This window comes from Bacillus cereus group sp. Bc010, assembly GCF_027716745.1.
In the GTDB taxonomy this organism is placed as follows: domain Bacteria; phylum Bacillota; class Bacilli; order Bacillales; family Bacillaceae_G; genus Bacillus_A; species Bacillus_A pacificus.
Genome location: NZ_JAQFUY010000015.1, coordinates 1 through 17,873, shown reverse-complemented (window position 1 = coordinate 17,873; position 17,873 = coordinate 1). Strand labels below are relative to the sequence as shown.

The following is a 17,873-nucleotide window of genomic DNA, read 5'->3' as shown; positions in this document are numbered from 1 at the left end:
CACTTCTGCTACCTTGCATACATTTAATCATAATACAGTGAATCTTTTACCGAAAGGAGCAAGCATATGATTCAAATTGTAACGGTTCGTAGCGGTGATAGCGTATATAGCTTGGCATCAAAATATGGATCAACACCTGACGAGATAGTAAAAGACAATGGATTAAATCCAGCTGAAACACTCGTTGTTGGTCAGGCACTGATCGTGAATACGAAAGGGAATAATTATTATGTACAGCCTGGCGATAGCCTATATCGAATCTCTCAAACATATAACGTTCCTCTCGCTAGTTTAGCTAAAGTGAATAACTTATCTTTAAAATCCATTCTCCACGTTGGACAGCAATTATATATACCGAAAGGGACGAAACGTGCAGTAGAATCCATCGCTTATTTACAACCTTCCACTATACCTATTAAAGAAAGTTTAGTTAATGCTACACGTGCTATTAATCCATTTTTAACATACTTAGCTTACTTCAGCTTCGAGGCAAAAAGAGATGGTACGTTAAAAGAACCAACTGAAACAGCTAAAATCGCTAATATTGCAACGCAAGGTAATACCATCCCTATGCTCGTTATTACGAACATCGAAAACGGAAATTTCAGTGCCGATCTAACATCCGTTATTTTACGGGACGCAACAATCCAAAACAAATTTATTACAAATATTTTGCAAACTGCTGAGAAGTACGGTATGCGAGATATTCATTTCGATTTTGAGAGTGTTGCACCCGAAGATCGCGAAGCGTATAATCGTTTTTTACGAAATGTGAAAACACGCTTACCTAACGGATACACATTAAGTACAACGCTTGTACCGAAAACAAGTTCCAATCAAAAGGGAAAATTTTTCGAAGCTCACGATTATAAAGCACAAGGACAAATTGTTGATTTCGTCGTCATTATAACATATGACTGGGGATGGCAGGGCGGACCACCGATGGCAATCTCTCCTATCGGCCCTGTAAAAGAAGTACTTCAATACGCAAAATCTCAAATGCCTCCTCAAAAAATTATGATGGGGCAAAATTTATACGGATTCGATTGGAAACTTCCGTTCAAACAAGGAAACCCACCAGCAAAAGCAGTTAGCTCTGTTGCAGCTGTTGCACTTGCTCGTAAATACAATGTTCCTATCCGCTATGATTTCACAGCTCAAGCTCCACATTTCAATTACTTTGACGAAAACGGTGTACAACACGAAGTTTGGTTTGAAGATGCGAGATCTATTCAAAGTAAATTCAATTTAATGAAAGAACAAGGCATTGGCGGTATTAGTTATTGGAAGATTGGCTTGCCATTTCCACAAAATTGGCGTTTACTCGTTGAAAACTTTACAATTACGAAAAAGGGCTGACAAAAGTCAGCCCTTTTTGTACATTCTGTTAAGATTCATCTTTGATTTCACTTTTTAATGAGTCAATACTTTCTAAACGCCTTTGATTTTTTGCTTCAATAGCAGAACGGTCTTTTTCATTAGAAAGCTCCGCTGTTTCTTTTGCTTCATTAAAGTTATCAATTGTATTTTGCACCATTTCTTGTAACTTTTCAGCGTTATCACTTCGATTATCTGGATTTGGCATGTACTTTCCTCCTAATATTGTATATACACACCATCTTAAATTACCTATCTTCCCTCAAATTTATACATAAAAAAGGAGAATACAATATTCTCCTTTTCTTTAACCGTTATCAACAATCGGTTGTTTGCCCGTTTGGTCTTGCATTTGCTTTCCTTTATTGCCACCAGCTTTTTTTGATTGTGTTCCAATATGATTCGGTGCAAAGTCTTTTGAATTCTTTTTCGGATTACCCATTACTATCGCCTCCTTAACAGTAGTATCGTACTAGTGTTAAGAATTATTCAGCTTGCTTAAAAAGTTTCATTTCATAACGTTTTTCAATACGCTCTTCAATGCGATCGATTGCATCGCGATCGCTTAATAATTGTTGTTTATTTTCTTTCACAAGCTCGTCAAACGATTTACGGCGACTTCTTCTCATGCTGTTCACCCTCTCTCCTTCGCTTTCTTATTACATAGTATGAGCAAAGGAAAAACTATTTAATCAGATTTGCAAGAAAATTTTATGTTTTAGTACTCCTAAAAAAACTCCGTGTACAGTAAAATGTACACGGAGTTTTTTACACCATAATATTCAAATATTCTTTTAGTTTTTCATCTGCATTCATTTCACTTTGTTTATAATCATGCAGCGCTTGCAATACAAAATCATACTGTTCTAAAATATAACTTTCTAATTTCAGGACGTCCTCTAAGCTATTAAGCATAATTCTCGTGTTACCAACTTCACTTTTTAACGCCGGTTCACAGGCTAAACTCGTACATATTTCTTTCACATCATCTTCTAATATGTCTGTTAATACGTATTTCTTTCGCCCTTTTACCTTTAATCTCATAACTGGATAAAAAGCTTTTATATCTAAATAGCTTCCTACATTCATGCAACGAATCCATTCAATATCACGTTTATTTCGTACAAGTATCTCTTTTACCGCTTCATATACTGCTGTTTCATCAAGTACTTCTGTATTCGATTTCCTTTTCGCCTCTTCTTCAATAAAGGCACATTTTTGATAAACTGCTGCACAAGTAATACAATCATCAAATGCATTATGAGAACTTAAACGAATTCCAAGCATTCGCTTTAACGTTTCAAGTTTATGATTAGGCGCGTGCTTCATATATTTCTTTGCTAGAAACACAGTATCAATCACTTTATTTTGTGGTTCCGGTAAACCAAGCATATTCACATTACTTTTCAAAAAGCGCATATCAAAAGATGCATTATGAGCGACAATTACATTTGTATGTAAAAATGCTAAAAATAAAGGTAACACTTCTTCAATCGTCGGTGCATCCGAAACACGATAATTTGTAATACCTGTTAAACTCGTTATTCGGTCCGGAATTGGACGCTCCGGATTCACATAGGAAACAAATTGATCTACTAGTTCATGATTACGATATTTCACTGCTGCCACTTGAATGATCTTATCATTATAAGGATTAAATCCTGTTGTTTCAAAGTCAATTACAACATAATCTAACGGTAAGGATATATTCCCCACTCCAAATACACTCCTTTATCTTTCAACGTTTATATTTCTTTTATCATACCATGCAGTTATCACTACGTGAAAAAGAAAAGGCAGAAATGATTATATTTCATCTCTACCTTTTCACTGTTATTTTAATTTGGCAATCCGTTTCTCCATCTCTTTTTGCGTCATCGGCCCAATAAACTTATCTTGAATGACACCTTTTGTATCTATAAAATACGAAGTTGGGATCGTAATGACTTTATACGCTGTTGTTACATCAATGTTCTTATCCAATAAAATAGGAAAAGTAATTCCTTTTTCCTTAGCAAAATTACTTACCTTTTCTATCCCCCCGCCTTTTTCTGAAGGCGTATAATTTATTGCTAAAATTTCTACATTTTCTTTATGTTCTTTATAGAAAGCCTCCATATCTGGCATTTCTTGCTGACAAGGCCCACACCACGTTGCCCAAAAGTTTAAAATCGCTTTCTTTCCTTTTAAATCTGATAACTTTACATTCGTTCCATCTAACTTCGTTAATTCAAAGTCTGGCGCACTCTTCCCTATTTCAATACCATTACTTGCAATCATTTCTTTCATAGCAGCTTCACTTTTTGTTTGCTCCCCTTGCACTACCTGATCGTTTTTACCAAACTGTTCATAAGCTGCATATCCCGCTAAACAAAGTAACACTACAATAATCGTAAGCTTCCTCCACATTTTATATCACCCTAACGTATTTATCTTCTTATAACTTAATCACTCAAATACTATATACCTTATTTTAGCTTATACGGACAAGCTTGGAAATATTCACAGTCGAAATAATTAGAATATTCTTATTTAAAGTGCATTTTTTTCCTTTTTATCATATAATTAGAAAAATAAATGCAGTGTTGTTTATTTTCTTATGGACCTATTCACCTTTTTACTTTCGTAGTTATATAAACTTCAACAAAAGGGGGATTTTTTATGAATTCATTCGAAAAAATAACATTATATATTCTTAGTTTTCTTTTATACCCAATCGGTATTATTACATGGATCATTTCACTCTTTAGTAACGATCTTGAAAAAAAGAAAGTAGGGCGTATTTGTCTCTACGTTTCTCTAGTCTCATTCGTCCTTTTCTTAATTCTTGGAATTGCCACTTTCCTTATGACTGCTACTTTTAACGTTGATCTAAATCACTCCGAATCTATCGAGTATTAACTAAATGACGGTGAATAAAGATTAGAGCATTGCTCTTATCTTTATTCACATCTCTTAAAAAATGAATGACTATTTATTAATTTTTCAGGACTTCCACATGCTACAATACTTCCTTCTTTCATGATGACAACGCGATCTGCTAGTATTACTTTCTCTACATCATGCGTAGCCACAATTCTCGTGACCTCGCCTCCCAGCCCTTCTATCATATTCCAAACAATTTCTTGATTGCTCGGATCTAATCCGGCAGTCGGTTCATCTAAAATAATAAGATTTGGATTTGAAACAATTGCTCGCAGTAATGCAAGACGTTTCCTTTCTCCTCCCGAAAACTCTTCACCACTTTTATGTAATACAGTTTGAATCCCTTCAGGCAAGTCCCTAATAATTGATGTTCCATTTACAAGTTCAATATTTTTTTCTAACTGGTGTTCTATATACTCTTCACCGAAATACATATTCTCTTTTACTGTCGTCCGAAAAAAACGTGGTTCTTGCCACACTGTAGTCAATCGAGCCTCATTTCCATAATAAGCAACGCTACCGTTAGATGGTTTATACAAGCCTGCCATTAATTTTAAAAGCGTTGTTTTTCCTTCACCACTTTCTCCTACAATCATAATGAGTTCACCAGGTTTAATTTGCAAATCAATATTATAAATTCTGCATTTCTCTTCATCATTCTCCTGAAATGAAACATTTGTTAATGTCATCCCCATCGCTCTTTCTACATTACTATTTGCCACTCGTTTATCTAAAAAGGAAAAAACTCTATTTGCCGAAGCAATTGCAACTTGTGTCATCATTAATAAATCGCCCACATAACGGACAGGGAAAAAGAGCATTTCAATTGTCGCTAACACTGCAACAAGTGAACCAACTTCTATTTCCCCCTTCATTATTTTTTGCACACCTACAATGAGAACAACGATATATGCTCCTGTTTCCATCACCGTTCCAACTACCCCAATGCAATGTTGCATCATCGTCTTCTTTACTTCTGTTTTATAAGATTGTGCTGTTACTCTCTTAAATAAGCGAATGGCCCATTTTTCTTTTTGTAAACTACGCAAATCTTGTACTCCTTTTACAAACTGTGACACCATCTCTACAACAGTTGACTGATTGTTTTGAGCAATACTTGCAATATTTCTTACCTTTTTCCCCATCAATATCGGAACCGTTGCACTTAAAAATAAAAACGGAGTTACCCACAATATAAACTGTATATCTATATGTTGTAGTGCTATGAACGCACCTATAAATTGTGCAATGGCATGTATATATTCTATTAATATAGAACCATATAATCTGACCCAGTTTGGAATATCAGACACAACTAACGTTTCTAACTCTCCTTGTTTGATTTTCTCACTCTCTTCAAATGGTAATAAGAAAAAATGGCGCAATACATCTATACGCTTCTTTTGCAATATTCGTTGACTTGCTTTTGAGCTTACATAATCAAATGAAAGATTGTTCACCCACATCAACAAGCGGCTAACTGTAAACAAAGTAATGTAAAAATACGCTCCCTTCAGCTCTCGTTGAATTAGGTTATCTACAATTAGTCCCATGAATAGCGGACGGGATAGATTTAAAATAGCTGCAAAAATCCCACTGCATACTGCTGCTATTACTAATATTTTTTCTTTCTGTAACGGTAACAAAATTCTTTTATATTCTTTCATAATATCCCCTCCATTTTTTATAGTAAAAAGAAAGGGATGAAACCATTTGGTTTCATCCCTTTCCATAAAATAAGGAAGCTAACAGTTGTTAGCTTCCTTATCATTCATTTCAATTGTTTAGTTTGACACTTTAGACTCTTCGATTTTCTCACGAAGAACCATTTGCAGAATACCACCGTGACGGTAGTAGTCAATTTCTACTTCACTATCGAAACGAGCTACTACTTCAAATTGTTTTTCGTTGCCATCTGCATCAGTTGCAACTACTTTTACAAGATCGCGTGGTTTAACTGTTTTGTCGATTTGAATTTCAAATGACTCGTTACCAACAAGACCTAATGTTTCAGCGCTTTCACCATCTTTAAATTGAAGCGGTAATACGCCCATTAACACTAAGTTACTGCGGTGAATACGCTCGAAGCTTTCTGCGATTACTGCTTTAATACCTAATAAGTTTGTACCTTTTGCAGCCCAGTCACGAGAACTTCCCATACCGTAATCTTTACCTGCAACAACTAGAAGGCCTGTGCCGTCTTCTTTATATTTCATAGCAGCATCATAGATTGATGTTACTTCACCAGTTGGCCAGTATGTTGTATATCCGCCTTCTGTGCCTGGTGCAATTTGGTTTTTAATACGGATGTTCGCGAATGTACCACGCATCATCACTTCATGGTTACCACGACGAGAACCGTAAGAGTTAAAGTCAACTGGTTGTACGCCGTTTTCTAATAAGTAGCGTCCAGCTGGTGTATGCTTACCGATTGAACCTGCTGGTGAAATATGGTCTGTCGTTACAGAGTCACCAAATTTACCAACTACGCGTAAGCCTGATAACGTTTCAACTTCACCTGGCTCTTTAGATAAACCTTCAAAGAATGGTGGATTTTGAATGTATGTTGAATCATTATCCCAAGTATATAAAGCTTCATTTGAAGTTTGGATTTCATTCCAACGCTCATTGCTATTAAATACTTGTGCATATTCTTTTTTGAATAGTTCAGATGTAACAACGCTTTGAACTACATCTTCAATTTCTTTAGCTGATGGCCAAATATCGTTGAAGTAAACAGCATTGCCATTTGCATCTTTACCGATTTCATCATTTTTCAGGTCAATATCAACAGTACCTGCAAGTGCATATGCCACAACAAGTGGTGGTGATGCTAAGTAGTTCGCTTTTACAAGTGGATGAATACGACCTTCAAAGTTACGGTTACCAGATAAAACAGATGTTACTAATAAGTCGTTTGCTGCGATTGCTTCTTCTAATTCTGGCGCTAATGGACCAGAGTTACCGATACAAGTCGTACAGCCGTAACCAACTGTTTGGAAACCTAATTGATCTAAATATGTTGTTAAACCAGACTTATCTAAGTACTCTGTAACAACTTTAGATCCTGGTGCTAATGATGTTTTTACGTATTCAGGTACTTTAAGTCCTTTTTCAATTGCTTTCTTCGCAACTAGACCTGCTCCAATTAATACGTACGGGTTTGATGTATTTGTACAGCTTGTAATTGCAGCGATTGCAATTGCACCTGTTTTCATCGTTACTTCTTTATCTTCTAATGTAACCTTCACCTCTTTATCGAACTCTTGCTCATTAAATCCAAGTCCTTGTGTTCCAACTGGTGCTACAACAGCTTTGTGGAACGCATCTTTCATATCTGAAAGTGGAATTAAATCTTGTGGGCGTTTCGGTCCAGAAAGGTTAGATTCAATTGTATTTAAATCAATTTCAACAAGATCAGTGTAAATTGGATCTTTGCTGTCTGCTGTATAGAATAAACCGTTTGCTTTACAGTATTCTTCAACAACTCGAATTTGCTCTTCATCTCTACCTGTTAAACGTAAGTATTCTAATGAAATATCATCGATTGGGAAGAATCCACAAGTTGCGCCGTATTCTGGTGCCATGTTTGAAATTGTTGCACGGTCAGCTAAAGGCATGCTCTTTAGTCCATTACCGAAGAACTCAACGAATTTACCAACTACACCTTTTTGACGTAATACTTGCGTTACTTTTAATGCAACGTCAGTTGCTGTAGTACCACTTGGAAGTGTACCAGTTAATTTCACACCGATTACTTCAGGTACTGGGAAGTATGAAGGCTGTCCAAGCATTCCTGCTTCTGCTTCAATACCACCAACGCCCCATCCAAGAACACCGATACCGTTAATCATTGTTGTATGTGAGTCTGTTCCAACTAATGAATCTGGATATGCAACTAAGTCACCTTCCGCATTTTTCACAGCATGAACAACTGGTGCTAAATATTCAAGGTTTACTTGGTGTACAATACCTGTAGCTGGTGGAACTGCACGATAGTTATCAAATGATTTTTGTGCCCAGCTTAAAAATTTATAACGTTCTTCATTACGTTTAAACTCTAAGTCCATGTTGAATGCAAGCGCGTCTGCCGTACCCGCTCTATCAACCTGTACAGAGTGATCAATTACAAGGTCTACAGTAATTTCTGGATTAATTTTATCAGGATCCCCACCCATGTCTGCCATTGCTTTACGAAGCGAAGCCAAATCAACAACAGCTGGAACACCAGTGAAATCTTGTAAAATTACACGAGATGGTTTAAATGGAACATCGATATCTTGCACATCTTTCGTTCCCCATTTCGCTAAATTTGTAACATGCTCTTCTGTAATTACACGTCCGTCTACTTGACGAAGTACTGATTCAAGTAAAACTTTCACGGAATATGGTAATTGAGATACGTTGCCAACCCCTGCGTTTTCAAGCGCTTTCAAATCATAATAATGATACGTTTTTCCATCTACTTCAAAAGTTGCGCGTGATTGAAATGGATTATGTTTGACCATTATGTTTCCCCCCTGTTAAACGTGACTAAGTTGTCTGAATATAAAATGTAGACAAACTTTTCAATACCTTACGATAATATCTTATTACAACTTTCTAAATAAGTAAATAATAAGAAACTTATAGATTATCATAAGTTTTCTTTATGTTTCTAAATTTGAATAGTGTTCATGCTCCTTATGAATACTATTACCATAAAGTAAAGTGCTCTATTAGCGCTTTACTTACAGTTCATACATACTATGAACTGCTCATCATTCAACTTACAAAAAAAGTTATAGAGGTGAAATAAAATGGGTAAAAGAAAAGCAAATCATACTATTTCAGGAATGAATGCGGCATCTGCACAAGGACAAGGTGCTGGTTATAACGAAGAGTTTGCAAATGAAAACTTAACTGCTGCAGAACGACAAAATAATAAGAAACGCAAAAAGAACCAGTAACGAAAAATCCCAAAAGGAACATTCACCTTTTGGGATTTTTTCTAATGTTTATAACGTAACAATTCCGAAACCTTTACAAATCGATAGCCTTGCTTTTGAAGCTCCGGTAAAATTTTTGCTAGCGCTGCTACTGTTTGACTACGATCATTTCCTCCATCATGTAACAATACAATATCTCCACTTTTAGCATTTTTCACTACATGATTTACAATGGATTCAACACCTGGATTTGCCCAATCACGTGGGTCTTGGTGCCATGACCATAGTACAGTTTGATACCCAGCTTCTTTCGCTGTTTTAAATACAGCATCGTTAATATATCCACCAGGTGGACGGAATAACAAAGGTTCTTTTACCCATTTCTCAAAATATTTCTTTCCATCTAAAATATCTTTTTTTAATTTTTCATCTGATGAACTATTCGCATATAAATGATTCATCGTATGATTTCCAATTTCATGTCCCTCTTTCAACACTTGTTTTACTAAATATGGATTGCGCTGCACTCGAAATCCGATCATAAAAAATGTCGCTTCCGCTTTATATTGACGTAATAAATGTAAAACTTGTGTTGTATAAGTTGGATCTGGTCCATCATCAAATGTAATGGCAATAATCTTTTCATTATTAGGTACTTCCCACGTTACATAGCCAGTTGGTTCTAGCTCTTTTCTGAGCAACATTTTCGCTTCCACTTTTTCCACTTGAAATATATGTACTGCGCATAGTAAAGAAAAAATTACTAAAAAAACTTTCTGTTTTAGCATAATATTCATTAAAGTAAGAGATTGTCGAACACCAACAATCTCATTTACTTTTCTAATTGATCTACATTTCGCATAATGTTTTGGAGATTACTTTCATATTGCTCAAGTTGTGGACGTTGTGTTTCTGAAGCTACCTCTAGTGCATTTTGAATTTGTTCATATGCTTCCTGAACCTCTTGGCGTAATTCTTTTAAATCATGACCGTAGTTTGGATCATTTTTCACAATGTTGTTAAATGCATTTTCTGCTTGTGTAACGCCTTGCTGCGCTGCTTGAAAAGCTTGTTGCTTATCTTTATGATATGGCATTATACAATCCCCTTTCCATAATAGTTAGTCCCACTTATCTTTACCTTTTTTTCTAAAAACATTCTCGTATAAATTTGCAAACTTCTCTCATTCTAAAAAGAAAGAGGAGGTGTCACAGACAATGGGCAAAAACAATCGTGAAGCGAAAGAAAAAAAAGGACAACCCGAACCATTAAGCGGATCTCATAAAGTAAAAAACCGTAACCATTCACGCCAAAAACATCATGCACATCATGATATGTAAAACAAAAAATGCACACTAGCTACCTTTTCCACATACAATGTTTATATTTTTCCATTTATTCTTCACCCCTACTTCATTCATGCATAACATAGTATGAATTGAGATTTTACGGAGGGTGTCTTACATGGGCAAGAAAAAGAAGGATTGTCTTTTTCATGTTGATGGTTTCGAAGAATGGATGGATCAGTTTTGTTCTGATTCTTGTAGCAACTTTAGTTTCCCAAATCAAATTCATATTGACCTTTGTGAAACGGAACAAGAATACATTTTGGAAACAGATGTACCAAATGTAAAAGAACAAAATGTAGTCATTAAAAAGATGAAGACAGGCCTAAACATTTGCATACTTCATAAAAATATTTCTTTGCAGAGAATCATTCCTTTACCCGATAATATTATTTATAAAAAGATGCTAGCCTGCTTAGAGAATGGATATTTAGCCATTCATATTTCCAAAAATGAAGTTGCTCATAAACATGAGGAAAAAGTTCTTTTTCAAATTGAGAATTAAAATAAAGTAAAACTTTAACCAACAGGAGTTTTACTGCCCGTTAATAGCGGGATAAATACAAAAATAAGCCCCAGCAGGTGACTGGGGCTTATTTTATTTCGCATGTAATCCCATATTAGAATTTCCATCATATCTTTTTTTCAATAAACTTTTCGTAACTAACAGCACTGGAAACGCTACAGTTGAAAATATAGCTAGCGCTGAAAATACTACAAACCCATTTTGGTACCCGTAATAATCGAGAAGTATGCCCCCAAACCACGGACCAATTACTGCTCCAATTCCCGAAAAGCCCATCGCCCCGAAGTATGTTCCTTTTAGATGCGCGACAGCAATATCATCAATAAATACATCCGTCATTGAAAACATTAAGACTTCTCCAATTGTAAAAATAATTGTACAAATGGCAGCACCTAGCGTAGATTCTATTATTCCAAATCCAAACAATCCTCCGCTCACAAATAAAGTTCCAACCATAATGGATACTAACGGTGTATACTTTTTACATATTTGAATAACAGGGTATTGAATTACGACTACAACAATCGCATTTAAAGCTAACATATATGAAAATAATTTCACTCCATCCTGGAATATATGTGCATTTGCAAAATATTGAGATACCGTCGTCGTCAAATGTGAAAAACCACAATTACTCAAAATAATACCGACTAAAGCAACTAAAAATACTATATCTTTTCGCAATATACGCATTGCATTTAGCATTGTAACAGGTTTTTCTGTACTCACTTTCTTTTTTTCCATTGGATACTTCTTAAATTGGAACGCTAGTATAGCTGTATATAGAATATATACCCCAGCTGCTACTAAAAAAGGAATTGTTGATTTTGCACTTCCAATCTGTAGTCCAACAATTGGTCCAATTGCAACTCCAACATTTATTGCACCATATCGCAAGTTATAGACGAGTAACCGATACTCAGGCTTTGTTAAATCTGATAATAATGCTCTTGATGTTGGCTCAAAAAACGACCTACATAATCCATTTAAAGCGTTTAATAAAAAGAAACTTAAAACATGATCTGCAAGTGAAAAACCTATAAACACAAACATCCAAACAATCATGGACCAGAGCATAATCATTTTCCGGCCAAATCGATCTGATAAATTCCCTCCGATAAAACTAGCAAAAACACCAACAAGTGCACTCGTTCCAATAATAGCACCAGTCATTCCAGCTGATACACCTTTAATAGTCGTTAAATAAATCGCTAAAAAAGGGATACTCATTGACGTGGCGAACCTCGCAAATAAAGTCCCTATTATAATTGTCATTCCTAACGGATGAATATTTTGTAACTTCCCCTTCATCTTAAAAACCTACTCTCCCTGTTATCACATAAAAAAAGAAAGCAAAGGATCTGCTCTCTTTTCCCTTTTTATACTTGAGTTGTTGATACCCGAGCTGTTCTCGTTATATCCATATCTATGCCATATGTAAACTGTAATTCTTTACAAACATCTTTAATTAAAATTGCGACATTATATTTCTCATTAAATTGTAAAACGATGTTTTCTACTTCTTCATATGTATACTTATATTCTCCTGTAATAACACTTTTTAGATCAAAGCATTCATTTATACAAAGTTGCACAAGCAGCTGGTCATATTTCTCGATTACATCTTCTTTCTTCCACAGTACCTCTTTTACATATAACCGATCAAACTTCACACTTTCTCGATTACAATCCGTTAAAATCCGGGTCATTTCATTTAATTCTCGATACAATTCAGAAATATTTTTGCTTAAACTAAGCAGTTTATCTACGCCGTTTTCATATAACATATTCATTCCACCCCCGCATTTTCTTTTTCTTATTATAGCAAGAAAATTCCAAAAAAAGTTTCTTTCTTCTGAAATATTAGGAAACTAATTTCGATTGCTTTACAATGAAACTAGTGAACACGAAAGGGGAAAGAAAATTGGAGCAAAAATTATATTACACTGACGCTTATAAACAAGACTTTACTACAAAAGTTATAAAGCAAAATTATGATAAAGACGGTAACTTATACGTTGTTTTAAACGAAACGGCATTTTATCCGACAGGTGGCGGGCAGCCCCATGACACTGGAACTTTAAATGGTATTGCTGTACTCGATGTTGAAGAAGTCGATGAAGAAATCCGCCACTTCATTACAGAACAATTACATACAGAAGAAGTAGAAGGTAAAATTAATTGGGAGCGTCGTTTTGATCATATGCAGCAACATGCGGCTCAACACATTTTATCTGCTGCTTTTTGGGATCATTTTAACATACCTACGATTGGGTTCCATCTTGGTAGAGAAATAGTAACAATTGATTTAGAAACAGAAAATCTGCATACAGAAACAGTTGAAAAAGCAGTACAAATTGCAAACAATATAGTTTTTGAAAACCATCCAATCCGTATAGAGTGGATGAACTTAGAAGCAGCAAAAACGTTACCCCTTCGTAAAGAACCGACTATGATTGAAAATATACGCGTTGTTATGATCGAAAACTTTGATTATAACGGCTGTGGCGGAACACACCCGAAACGTACTGGTGAAGTAGGTCCTATTCAAGTTCTTAGCTGGGAACGCAATAAAGGTGGCATACGACTAACGTTTATCGCTGGCTGGCGCACACTAAAACTTGTGGGGCAACAGCAACAAATTATGAAGGATGTTTCCAAACAATTAAACAGTAGCGAAAGTGATATTCCAGCAAAAGTAGCACAACTGCTTACTTCTCAAAAAGAAAACGAAAAAACAATACAAACAATGACTGAAAAATTATTATATGCAGAGGCAAACGAACTACTTCAACACCCTACCGAAATACATGCTGGCATACTTATTTCTAAAATGTTTACAAATCGTTCTATGCAAGAAGTCTCAAAGCTTTCTGCTATTATTACAGAACAACAAGAGCACGCCATTACATACTTTGTCATTGAAAATGATGACAAACTACAATGCATCCTTGCTTGCGGAAAAACAGTCACGCTCGATATGAATGCTCTGTTAAAAAAGGCACTTCCTACAATCGAAGGAAAAGGCGGCGGAAATAGAAAGAGTGCGCGCGGCGGCGGAAAAGCGGTTATGACTGGGGATGAGTTTTTAAATCAACTTGTTTCTTCTTTACAGTCAGCAGTGTAAAACATGTTTATGAAGGATAGCTAACGGCTATCCTTCAACTATATTTACAGGCCTACATTTTGTTTCAAGCCTTGATAACTCCCTGCATTTGCAAACCCTTCATTTACCAATTTTATAAAAGTTTCCGAAAAACCATAATGACTTAATTCGTTAATCGGTACCATTTGCACATCATGAATTGGATTATGATCAAACTCATTAGAAGGTAGCGTAATTTCTCCCTCAATCCTTTCAAGCAGAAACGTAATATGTAATAAAGATGGCCTAACATCTGGTTTATCACAAACATAGAGTAGCTTCTTAATTTTAACTTCTAACCCTGTTGCTTCTCTCATTTCTCGAATCATCGCTACTTCTAACGTTTCACTATTCTCTACCCTTCCCCCAGGTAAAGACCAATTTCGATTAGCCACTTTTTGCTTTACTAGCAATACCTTTTCATCTTCAATTAAAATTCCGGTTACACGAACTTGCATTACATTTTCCATATATAATCTCCTCTTCCCGTTATATTTACAAATTAATCCTTCCACAAAAAGAACGTATGTTTTATAATTAAAGAAAATTATGGAAGAAAGAAGTTGTTACATTCATGCGTCCACCTTTAACAAAGTTTATATCACTTGAAGATTTCCAAAACTATTATTGGTTAAAAGCAGAACTCCAAACATTTTGTCGTGAGCATGGTTTGCCAGCTAGTGGCTCTAAGATTGAAATAACCGAGCGTATCTCCCATTATTTACATACTGGTAAAATATTAAAAAACAACTCTGTTCAAAAGGTGAGTAAAGCTTCCCTCTCTTATAAAGACCTTTCTCTTCAAACAATTATTACTAACAATCACCGCTGTAGCGAAGATGTTCGTGCTTTTTTCAAAGAAAAAATTGGAGCAAACTTCCGCTTTACAGTAGCTCTTCAAAAGTTTTTTAAAGAGAATGTTGGCAAAACATATGAAGACGCGATAACGTTTTGGTATGAAGAGAACGAACGAAAAAAAGATCCTACTTATAAAACAACTATCAGCCCGCAGTTTGAATACAATCGCTTTACTCGCGACTTTTTCGAAGATCCAAATAACAAAGGGAAATCAAAAGCTGATGCTATCGCTGCTTGGAATGAAATAAAAGCAAAGCCTGGTAGCAACGCTTATATTCCTCAAAGAGTAGAAAACTAGTAGCACTACTATCAAGGCCTAAATCTAAAAAACTTTAAAAGATAATTAAATATTGAATAGAAATTAGTTGTTATTCAAGTATGTAATCACCGATATTAAGCATTTATCTCTTAGTTTGAATTTATATTTGCATAAATAGGCAATTGAGAAATAGATCCCAATTGCCTATTCAATTATTTAACTATCTCTTTTTCTTTCAGGAATAAAACTAGAAAGGAAAATGGCAACAACTAATGCCAGACTGAAGTTTTCAGTAGTATCAACCTCTAAACCATTTTTCCATTGATATATAAAGGATATCAATAATAAAAGTATTGCAATTCCACCCGTATATCTTACTACTTTTCGCTTAGTTCCCGTTTCGTTGCTTTTCATATGTATCCCTCTTTCTTATTTATTAAGTAAAGTATGCTGCATTGTATCTTCAGTGCCATCAATTTTTTTGTTCATCTCATTTGCATTTGCTTAAATACTGTCTTTTTCATCCATTCTTTTTGTGATGTATGTTTCCGCTATGAGTGTTTATAAACATGATATGGCAATACTTCACGTTCATTTGAAAGGATTTTAAAATATTGATTATAACCTTTACTCTAATTCAAATGATAATTTATATTGTCTATCATATTTGTAGATCATTTTTTCTCTTGCATCAGAATAACTCCCTCCTTGCTGTTTGAGTTTCTGTACTTAAAATATACATGTTCATTTATGTTAATAACAATTAGTAAAATTCCATTAAAATTTTAGCGAATTATCAATTGTTTTAAACTTGATATTTTACCTTTTTGGAAATTTCAGAAGGATTTACTCCCCTAACTAGATATTTGACGAAAGTAATGTACTTGAATGGGAGCGTTATAAACATAGTAGTTTTACTAGTGTTAATTCCCTATTAGATCAATACATAAAAAAACCCACTTAAGCGTAGCTTAAGTGGGGAGTTGACTAGATATTTTCAAGTACTTTGCTGACATTTTATAAGCGCGATTATCATAAAAATAGTTTCCTAGTTCAGTAGCGAGTTCACGAACTAGAGGGTATTGCTTTTTTTCTAGACCCCTTTCAATAGCTTTTTGCATATTTTTCTCATATCCATGATTATCGCCCCTTAATTTGGATATTTTCCCCTTCAGTCCATATATTTCAACATATGCGTGTGGCATATCAGAAATTGATAACATTTCTAATGCATCATCCATCAGTTTATTAACAATTTTCCAGTCTTTAGATTCTATATAAATTTCTATTAAGTTTCTTACTGCGTATATTTTTTGAGCTTGATCTGGATAGAGATTGCTAGTCTGTAAACTTTTTTCATAGTATTTAATAGAATTGGTGTAATCTTTTAATCCTTGATATATTTTCCCATAATTATATGCAATCAAAGGTAAATACATGGGATTAGCACTAACCTCTGCTTTAATTTCTGCTTGTTTTAAAGATTCAAGAGCTTTCTCGGGTAGATTATCTTTTTGATATTGTAGTGCAATGATTATAAGAATGTTTATTACTTGATTTTCTACATTTAATTTTTCATACAATCTGTAGGCTTTTTTAGCATACAAACGACTAATCGTTTGATCTTTATAAAGACTTTGATTTGTTAGACTTAGATTATAATATATATCAGCGTGTAGCCTAGTTTCATCTAGACCAAGTAAACTCTCTGTCTGCATATAAATTTCATTTGCAGTCATATAGTCTTGTTTATTAGAAAAATAATAACCTCGAGCCATTAAATAATATATAAAGTCTTGAGTATACAGGGAGGCTACTTGATTTGGAAGTACTTGCGAAGCCTCATTTACAATCGTTGCTACATGTAATAAGTTATTATTTCGAGAATGGTAGTATATTAGAACACCATAGGCCTTTAATAATAAGAGAATAGAGTCTGTATCGCGAACATATAACTCTAAAGATGATAAGTCTTTAGAGTTTATAACATTATCATTTTTATACCTATTACATATTTCAAGAATCTTAGCTTCAATATCCTCATAATCTGCACCTACAAGAAAGTTGTAATCAATATCTAGATTTTTAGCGATTTTTTTTAAAACAGAATTTGAAGGTTTAATTTGTCCATTTTCAATTCTACTTAAATAAGTTATAGAACATACCCCTGATACTACTTCCCCTTGCGTGAATTCTTTATGTATACGTATTTGTCGAATCCGTTCACCAATGTTCATATTCCCATTCCTTTCTTCAAATAAACTGGTTTGATTATTTTAGAGCAATATAATAAGAATAACGCCTATATTATCTAGCATAATATGTGTATAGTTTTACGTTCAGAGAGAGAAATGTTATTAATACTTATCTGGATGCATATGAAATTTTTATGCTCAATTTACTAATATCAGCTTTTCCATCTCCCACCCATATTACAGATTTTCCGAATAGGAAAGCCCACTACGGTGCGATAGTACCCCCTTTAGGGGTGGGATGATAGTGAGGTCAA

The 17,873-nt window shown here is 34.7% G+C and carries 21 protein-coding genes; 7 read left to right on the top strand and 14 right to left on the bottom strand.

Annotation, left to right across the window (positions count from 1 at the left end; genetic code table 11):
* Positions 1-66: 66 nt before the first annotated feature.
* Positions 67-1,359, top strand: coding sequence for a glycoside hydrolase family 18 protein (locus PDQ68_RS16960; RefSeq protein WP_061183384.1), 1,293 nt, complete (start codon positions 67-69; stop codon positions 1,357-1,359).
* Positions 1,360-1,387: 28 nt separating this feature from the next.
* Here PDQ68_RS16960 and tlp read toward each other — a convergent pair whose 3' ends face one another.
* From tlp to PDQ68_RS16935, 5 genes are all read right to left on the bottom strand, one after another.
* Positions 1,388-1,585, bottom strand: coding sequence for a small acid-soluble spore protein Tlp (gene tlp, locus PDQ68_RS16955; protein WP_001133509.1), 198 nt, complete (start codon positions 1,583-1,585; stop codon positions 1,388-1,390).
* A 99-nt stretch (positions 1,586-1,684) separates the two neighbouring features.
* Complete coding sequence (gene sspN / locus PDQ68_RS16950; RefSeq protein WP_000527987.1) at positions 1,685-1,819, bottom strand: acid-soluble spore protein SspN; 135 nt, start codon at positions 1,817-1,819, stop codon at positions 1,685-1,687.
* Positions 1,820-1,862: 43 nt separating this feature from the next.
* Positions 1,863-2,006: an FbpB family small basic protein gene (locus PDQ68_RS16945; RefSeq protein ID WP_001254697.1), complete on the bottom strand. Its 144-nt coding sequence runs from the start codon at positions 2,004-2,006 to the stop codon at positions 1,863-1,865.
* A 139-nt stretch (positions 2,007-2,145) separates the two neighbouring features.
* Positions 2,146-3,093, bottom strand: a complete 948-nt coding sequence (locus tag PDQ68_RS16940; protein WP_000526908.1) for a 3'-5' exonuclease — start codon at positions 3,091-3,093, stop codon at positions 2,146-2,148.
* A gap of 117 nt (positions 3,094-3,210) precedes the next feature.
* Positions 3,211-3,786, bottom strand: coding sequence for a TlpA family protein disulfide reductase (locus PDQ68_RS16935; RefSeq protein WP_000269070.1), 576 nt, complete (start codon positions 3,784-3,786; stop codon positions 3,211-3,213).
* Positions 3,787-4,038: 252 nt separating this feature from the next.
* Between PDQ68_RS16935 and PDQ68_RS16930 the strand changes: the two genes are divergently transcribed.
* Positions 4,039-4,278, top strand: a complete 240-nt coding sequence (locus tag PDQ68_RS16930; protein WP_001083878.1) for a hypothetical protein — start codon at positions 4,039-4,041, stop codon at positions 4,276-4,278.
* A 41-nt stretch (positions 4,279-4,319) separates the two neighbouring features.
* Here the strand turns inward: PDQ68_RS16930 and PDQ68_RS16925 are convergent, their stop codons facing one another.
* Together PDQ68_RS16925 and acnA are read right to left on the bottom strand one after the other, a co-directional pair.
* The gene (locus tag PDQ68_RS16925) at positions 4,320-6,035 is read right to left on the bottom strand and encodes an ABC transporter ATP-binding protein (protein ID WP_153016940.1); all 1,716 of its coding nucleotides are present in this window, start codon (positions 6,033-6,035) and stop codon (positions 4,320-4,322) included.
* A gap of 51 nt (positions 6,036-6,086) precedes the next feature.
* Positions 6,087-8,810, bottom strand: a complete 2,724-nt coding sequence (acnA, locus tag PDQ68_RS16920; RefSeq protein WP_000238560.1) for an aconitate hydratase AcnA — start codon at positions 8,808-8,810, stop codon at positions 6,087-6,089.
* A gap of 291 nt (positions 8,811-9,101) precedes the next feature.
* On the opposite strand from acnA, the gene sspO reads away from it, so the two are divergent.
* The gene (gene sspO / locus PDQ68_RS16915) at positions 9,102-9,251 is read left to right on the top strand and encodes an acid-soluble spore protein SspO (protein WP_000518051.1); all 150 of its coding nucleotides are present in this window, start codon (positions 9,102-9,104) and stop codon (positions 9,249-9,251) included.
* Between the two features lie 41 nt (positions 9,252-9,292).
* Here the strand turns inward: sspO and pdaB are convergent, their stop codons facing one another.
* Together pdaB and PDQ68_RS16905 are read right to left on the bottom strand one after the other, a co-directional pair.
* Entirely contained in the window at positions 9,293-10,018 is a 726-nt protein-coding gene (pdaB, locus tag PDQ68_RS16910; protein WP_123805654.1) for a polysaccharide deacetylase family sporulation protein PdaB, read from the bottom strand.
* Between the two features lie 44 nt (positions 10,019-10,062).
* A complete protein-coding gene (locus PDQ68_RS16905) occupies positions 10,063-10,326 on the bottom strand; it encodes a hypothetical protein (protein WP_001146297.1) in 264 nt (87 codons plus the stop codon).
* Positions 10,327-10,447: 121 nt separating this feature from the next.
* Here PDQ68_RS16905 and PDQ68_RS16900 point away from each other — a divergent pair, with 121 nt between their 5' ends.
* Positions 10,448-10,570 (top strand): small acid-soluble spore protein P, encoded by a 123-nt coding sequence (locus tag PDQ68_RS16900; RefSeq protein ID WP_000517649.1) that lies wholly within the window; start codon positions 10,448-10,450, stop codon positions 10,568-10,570.
* 124 nt (positions 10,571-10,694) lie between these two features.
* Complete coding sequence (locus PDQ68_RS16895) at positions 10,695-11,081, top strand: Hsp20/alpha crystallin family protein (RefSeq protein WP_000516732.1); 387 nt, start codon at positions 10,695-10,697, stop codon at positions 11,079-11,081.
* Positions 11,082-11,174: 93 nt separating this feature from the next.
* On the opposite strand, the gene PDQ68_RS16890 is transcribed toward PDQ68_RS16895, so the two are convergent.
* Both PDQ68_RS16890 and PDQ68_RS16885 read right to left on the bottom strand, forming a co-directional pair.
* Positions 11,175-12,413, bottom strand: coding sequence for an MDR family MFS transporter (locus PDQ68_RS16890; protein WP_061183386.1), 1,239 nt, complete (start codon positions 12,411-12,413; stop codon positions 11,175-11,177).
* A 68-nt stretch (positions 12,414-12,481) separates the two neighbouring features.
* The gene (locus PDQ68_RS16885; protein ID WP_016718225.1) at positions 12,482-12,889 is read right to left on the bottom strand and encodes a hypothetical protein; all 408 of its coding nucleotides are present in this window, start codon (positions 12,887-12,889) and stop codon (positions 12,482-12,484) included.
* A 137-nt stretch (positions 12,890-13,026) separates the two neighbouring features.
* On the opposite strand from PDQ68_RS16885, the gene PDQ68_RS16880 reads away from it, so the two are divergent.
* The gene (locus PDQ68_RS16880; RefSeq protein ID WP_153016941.1) at positions 13,027-14,229 is read left to right on the top strand and encodes an alanyl-tRNA editing protein; all 1,203 of its coding nucleotides are present in this window, start codon (positions 13,027-13,029) and stop codon (positions 14,227-14,229) included.
* 44 nt (positions 14,230-14,273) lie between these two features.
* Here the strand turns inward: PDQ68_RS16880 and PDQ68_RS16875 are convergent, their stop codons facing one another.
* Positions 14,274-14,717: an NUDIX hydrolase gene (locus tag PDQ68_RS16875; RefSeq protein ID WP_061183388.1), complete on the bottom strand. Its 444-nt coding sequence runs from the start codon at positions 14,715-14,717 to the stop codon at positions 14,274-14,276.
* Between the two features lie 104 nt (positions 14,718-14,821).
* Here PDQ68_RS16875 and PDQ68_RS16870 point away from each other — a divergent pair, with 104 nt between their 5' ends.
* On the top strand, positions 14,822-15,403 hold the full coding sequence (locus PDQ68_RS16870; protein ID WP_001247723.1) for a DUF6434 domain-containing protein: 582 nt from the start codon (positions 14,822-14,824) through the stop codon (positions 15,401-15,403).
* A gap of 177 nt (positions 15,404-15,580) precedes the next feature.
* On the opposite strand, the gene PDQ68_RS16865 is transcribed toward PDQ68_RS16870, so the two are convergent.
* Both PDQ68_RS16865 and PDQ68_RS16860 read right to left on the bottom strand, forming a co-directional pair.
* Positions 15,581-15,778, bottom strand: a complete 198-nt coding sequence (locus PDQ68_RS16865; protein ID WP_000840055.1) for a hypothetical protein — start codon at positions 15,776-15,778, stop codon at positions 15,581-15,583.
* A gap of 557 nt (positions 15,779-16,335) precedes the next feature.
* On the bottom strand, positions 16,336-17,601 hold the full coding sequence (locus tag PDQ68_RS16860; protein WP_001020463.1) for a helix-turn-helix domain-containing protein: 1,266 nt from the start codon (positions 17,599-17,601) through the stop codon (positions 16,336-16,338).
* Positions 17,602-17,873: the final 272 nt, after the last annotated feature.

Coding starts and splice junctions, on each gene's coding strand:
- PDQ68_RS16905 (WP_001146297.1), bottom strand. CDS start 10,326: ATGCCATATCATAAAGATAAGCAACAAGCTTTTCAAGCAGCGCAGCAA.
- PDQ68_RS16960 (WP_061183384.1), top strand. CDS start 67: ATGATTCAAATTGTAACGGTTCGTAGCGGTGATAGCGTATATAGCTTG.
- PDQ68_RS16900 (WP_000517649.1), top strand. CDS start 10,448: ATGGGCAAAAACAATCGTGAAGCGAAAGAAAAAAAAGGACAACCCGAA.
- acnA (WP_000238560.1), bottom strand. CDS start 8,810: ATGGTCAAACATAATCCATTTCAATCACGCGCAACTTTTGAAGTAGAT.
- PDQ68_RS16890 (WP_061183386.1), bottom strand. CDS start 12,413: ATGAAGGGGAAGTTACAAAATATTCATCCGTTAGGAATGACAATTATA.
- PDQ68_RS16875 (WP_061183388.1), bottom strand. CDS start 14,717: ATGGAAAATGTAATGCAAGTTCGTGTAACCGGAATTTTAATTGAAGAT.
- tlp (WP_001133509.1), bottom strand. CDS start 1,585: ATGCCAAATCCAGATAATCGAAGTGATAACGCTGAAAAGTTACAAGAA.
- PDQ68_RS16930 (WP_001083878.1), top strand. CDS start 4,039: ATGAATTCATTCGAAAAAATAACATTATATATTCTTAGTTTTCTTTTA.
- sspN (WP_000527987.1), bottom strand. CDS start 1,819: ATGGGTAATCCGAAAAAGAATTCAAAAGACTTTGCACCGAATCATATT.
- PDQ68_RS16925 (WP_153016940.1), bottom strand. CDS start 6,035: ATGGAAAGGGATGAAACCAAATGGTTTCATCCCTTTCTTTTTACTATA.
- sspO (WP_000518051.1), top strand. CDS start 9,102: ATGGGTAAAAGAAAAGCAAATCATACTATTTCAGGAATGAATGCGGCA.
- PDQ68_RS16870 (WP_001247723.1), top strand. CDS start 14,822: ATGCGTCCACCTTTAACAAAGTTTATATCACTTGAAGATTTCCAAAAC.
- PDQ68_RS16865 (WP_000840055.1), bottom strand. CDS start 15,778: ATGAAAAGCAACGAAACGGGAACTAAGCGAAAAGTAGTAAGATATACG.
- PDQ68_RS16860 (WP_001020463.1), bottom strand. CDS start 17,601: ATGAACATTGGTGAACGGATTCGACAAATACGTATACATAAAGAATTC.
- pdaB (WP_123805654.1), bottom strand. CDS start 10,018: ATGCTAAAACAGAAAGTTTTTTTAGTAATTTTTTCTTTACTATGCGCA.
- PDQ68_RS16885 (WP_016718225.1), bottom strand. CDS start 12,889: ATGTTATATGAAAACGGCGTAGATAAACTGCTTAGTTTAAGCAAAAAT.
- PDQ68_RS16895 (WP_000516732.1), top strand. CDS start 10,695: ATGGGCAAGAAAAAGAAGGATTGTCTTTTTCATGTTGATGGTTTCGAA.
- PDQ68_RS16935 (WP_000269070.1), bottom strand. CDS start 3,786: ATGTGGAGGAAGCTTACGATTATTGTAGTGTTACTTTGTTTAGCGGGA.
- PDQ68_RS16945 (WP_001254697.1), bottom strand. CDS start 2,006: ATGAGAAGAAGTCGCCGTAAATCGTTTGACGAGCTTGTGAAAGAAAAT.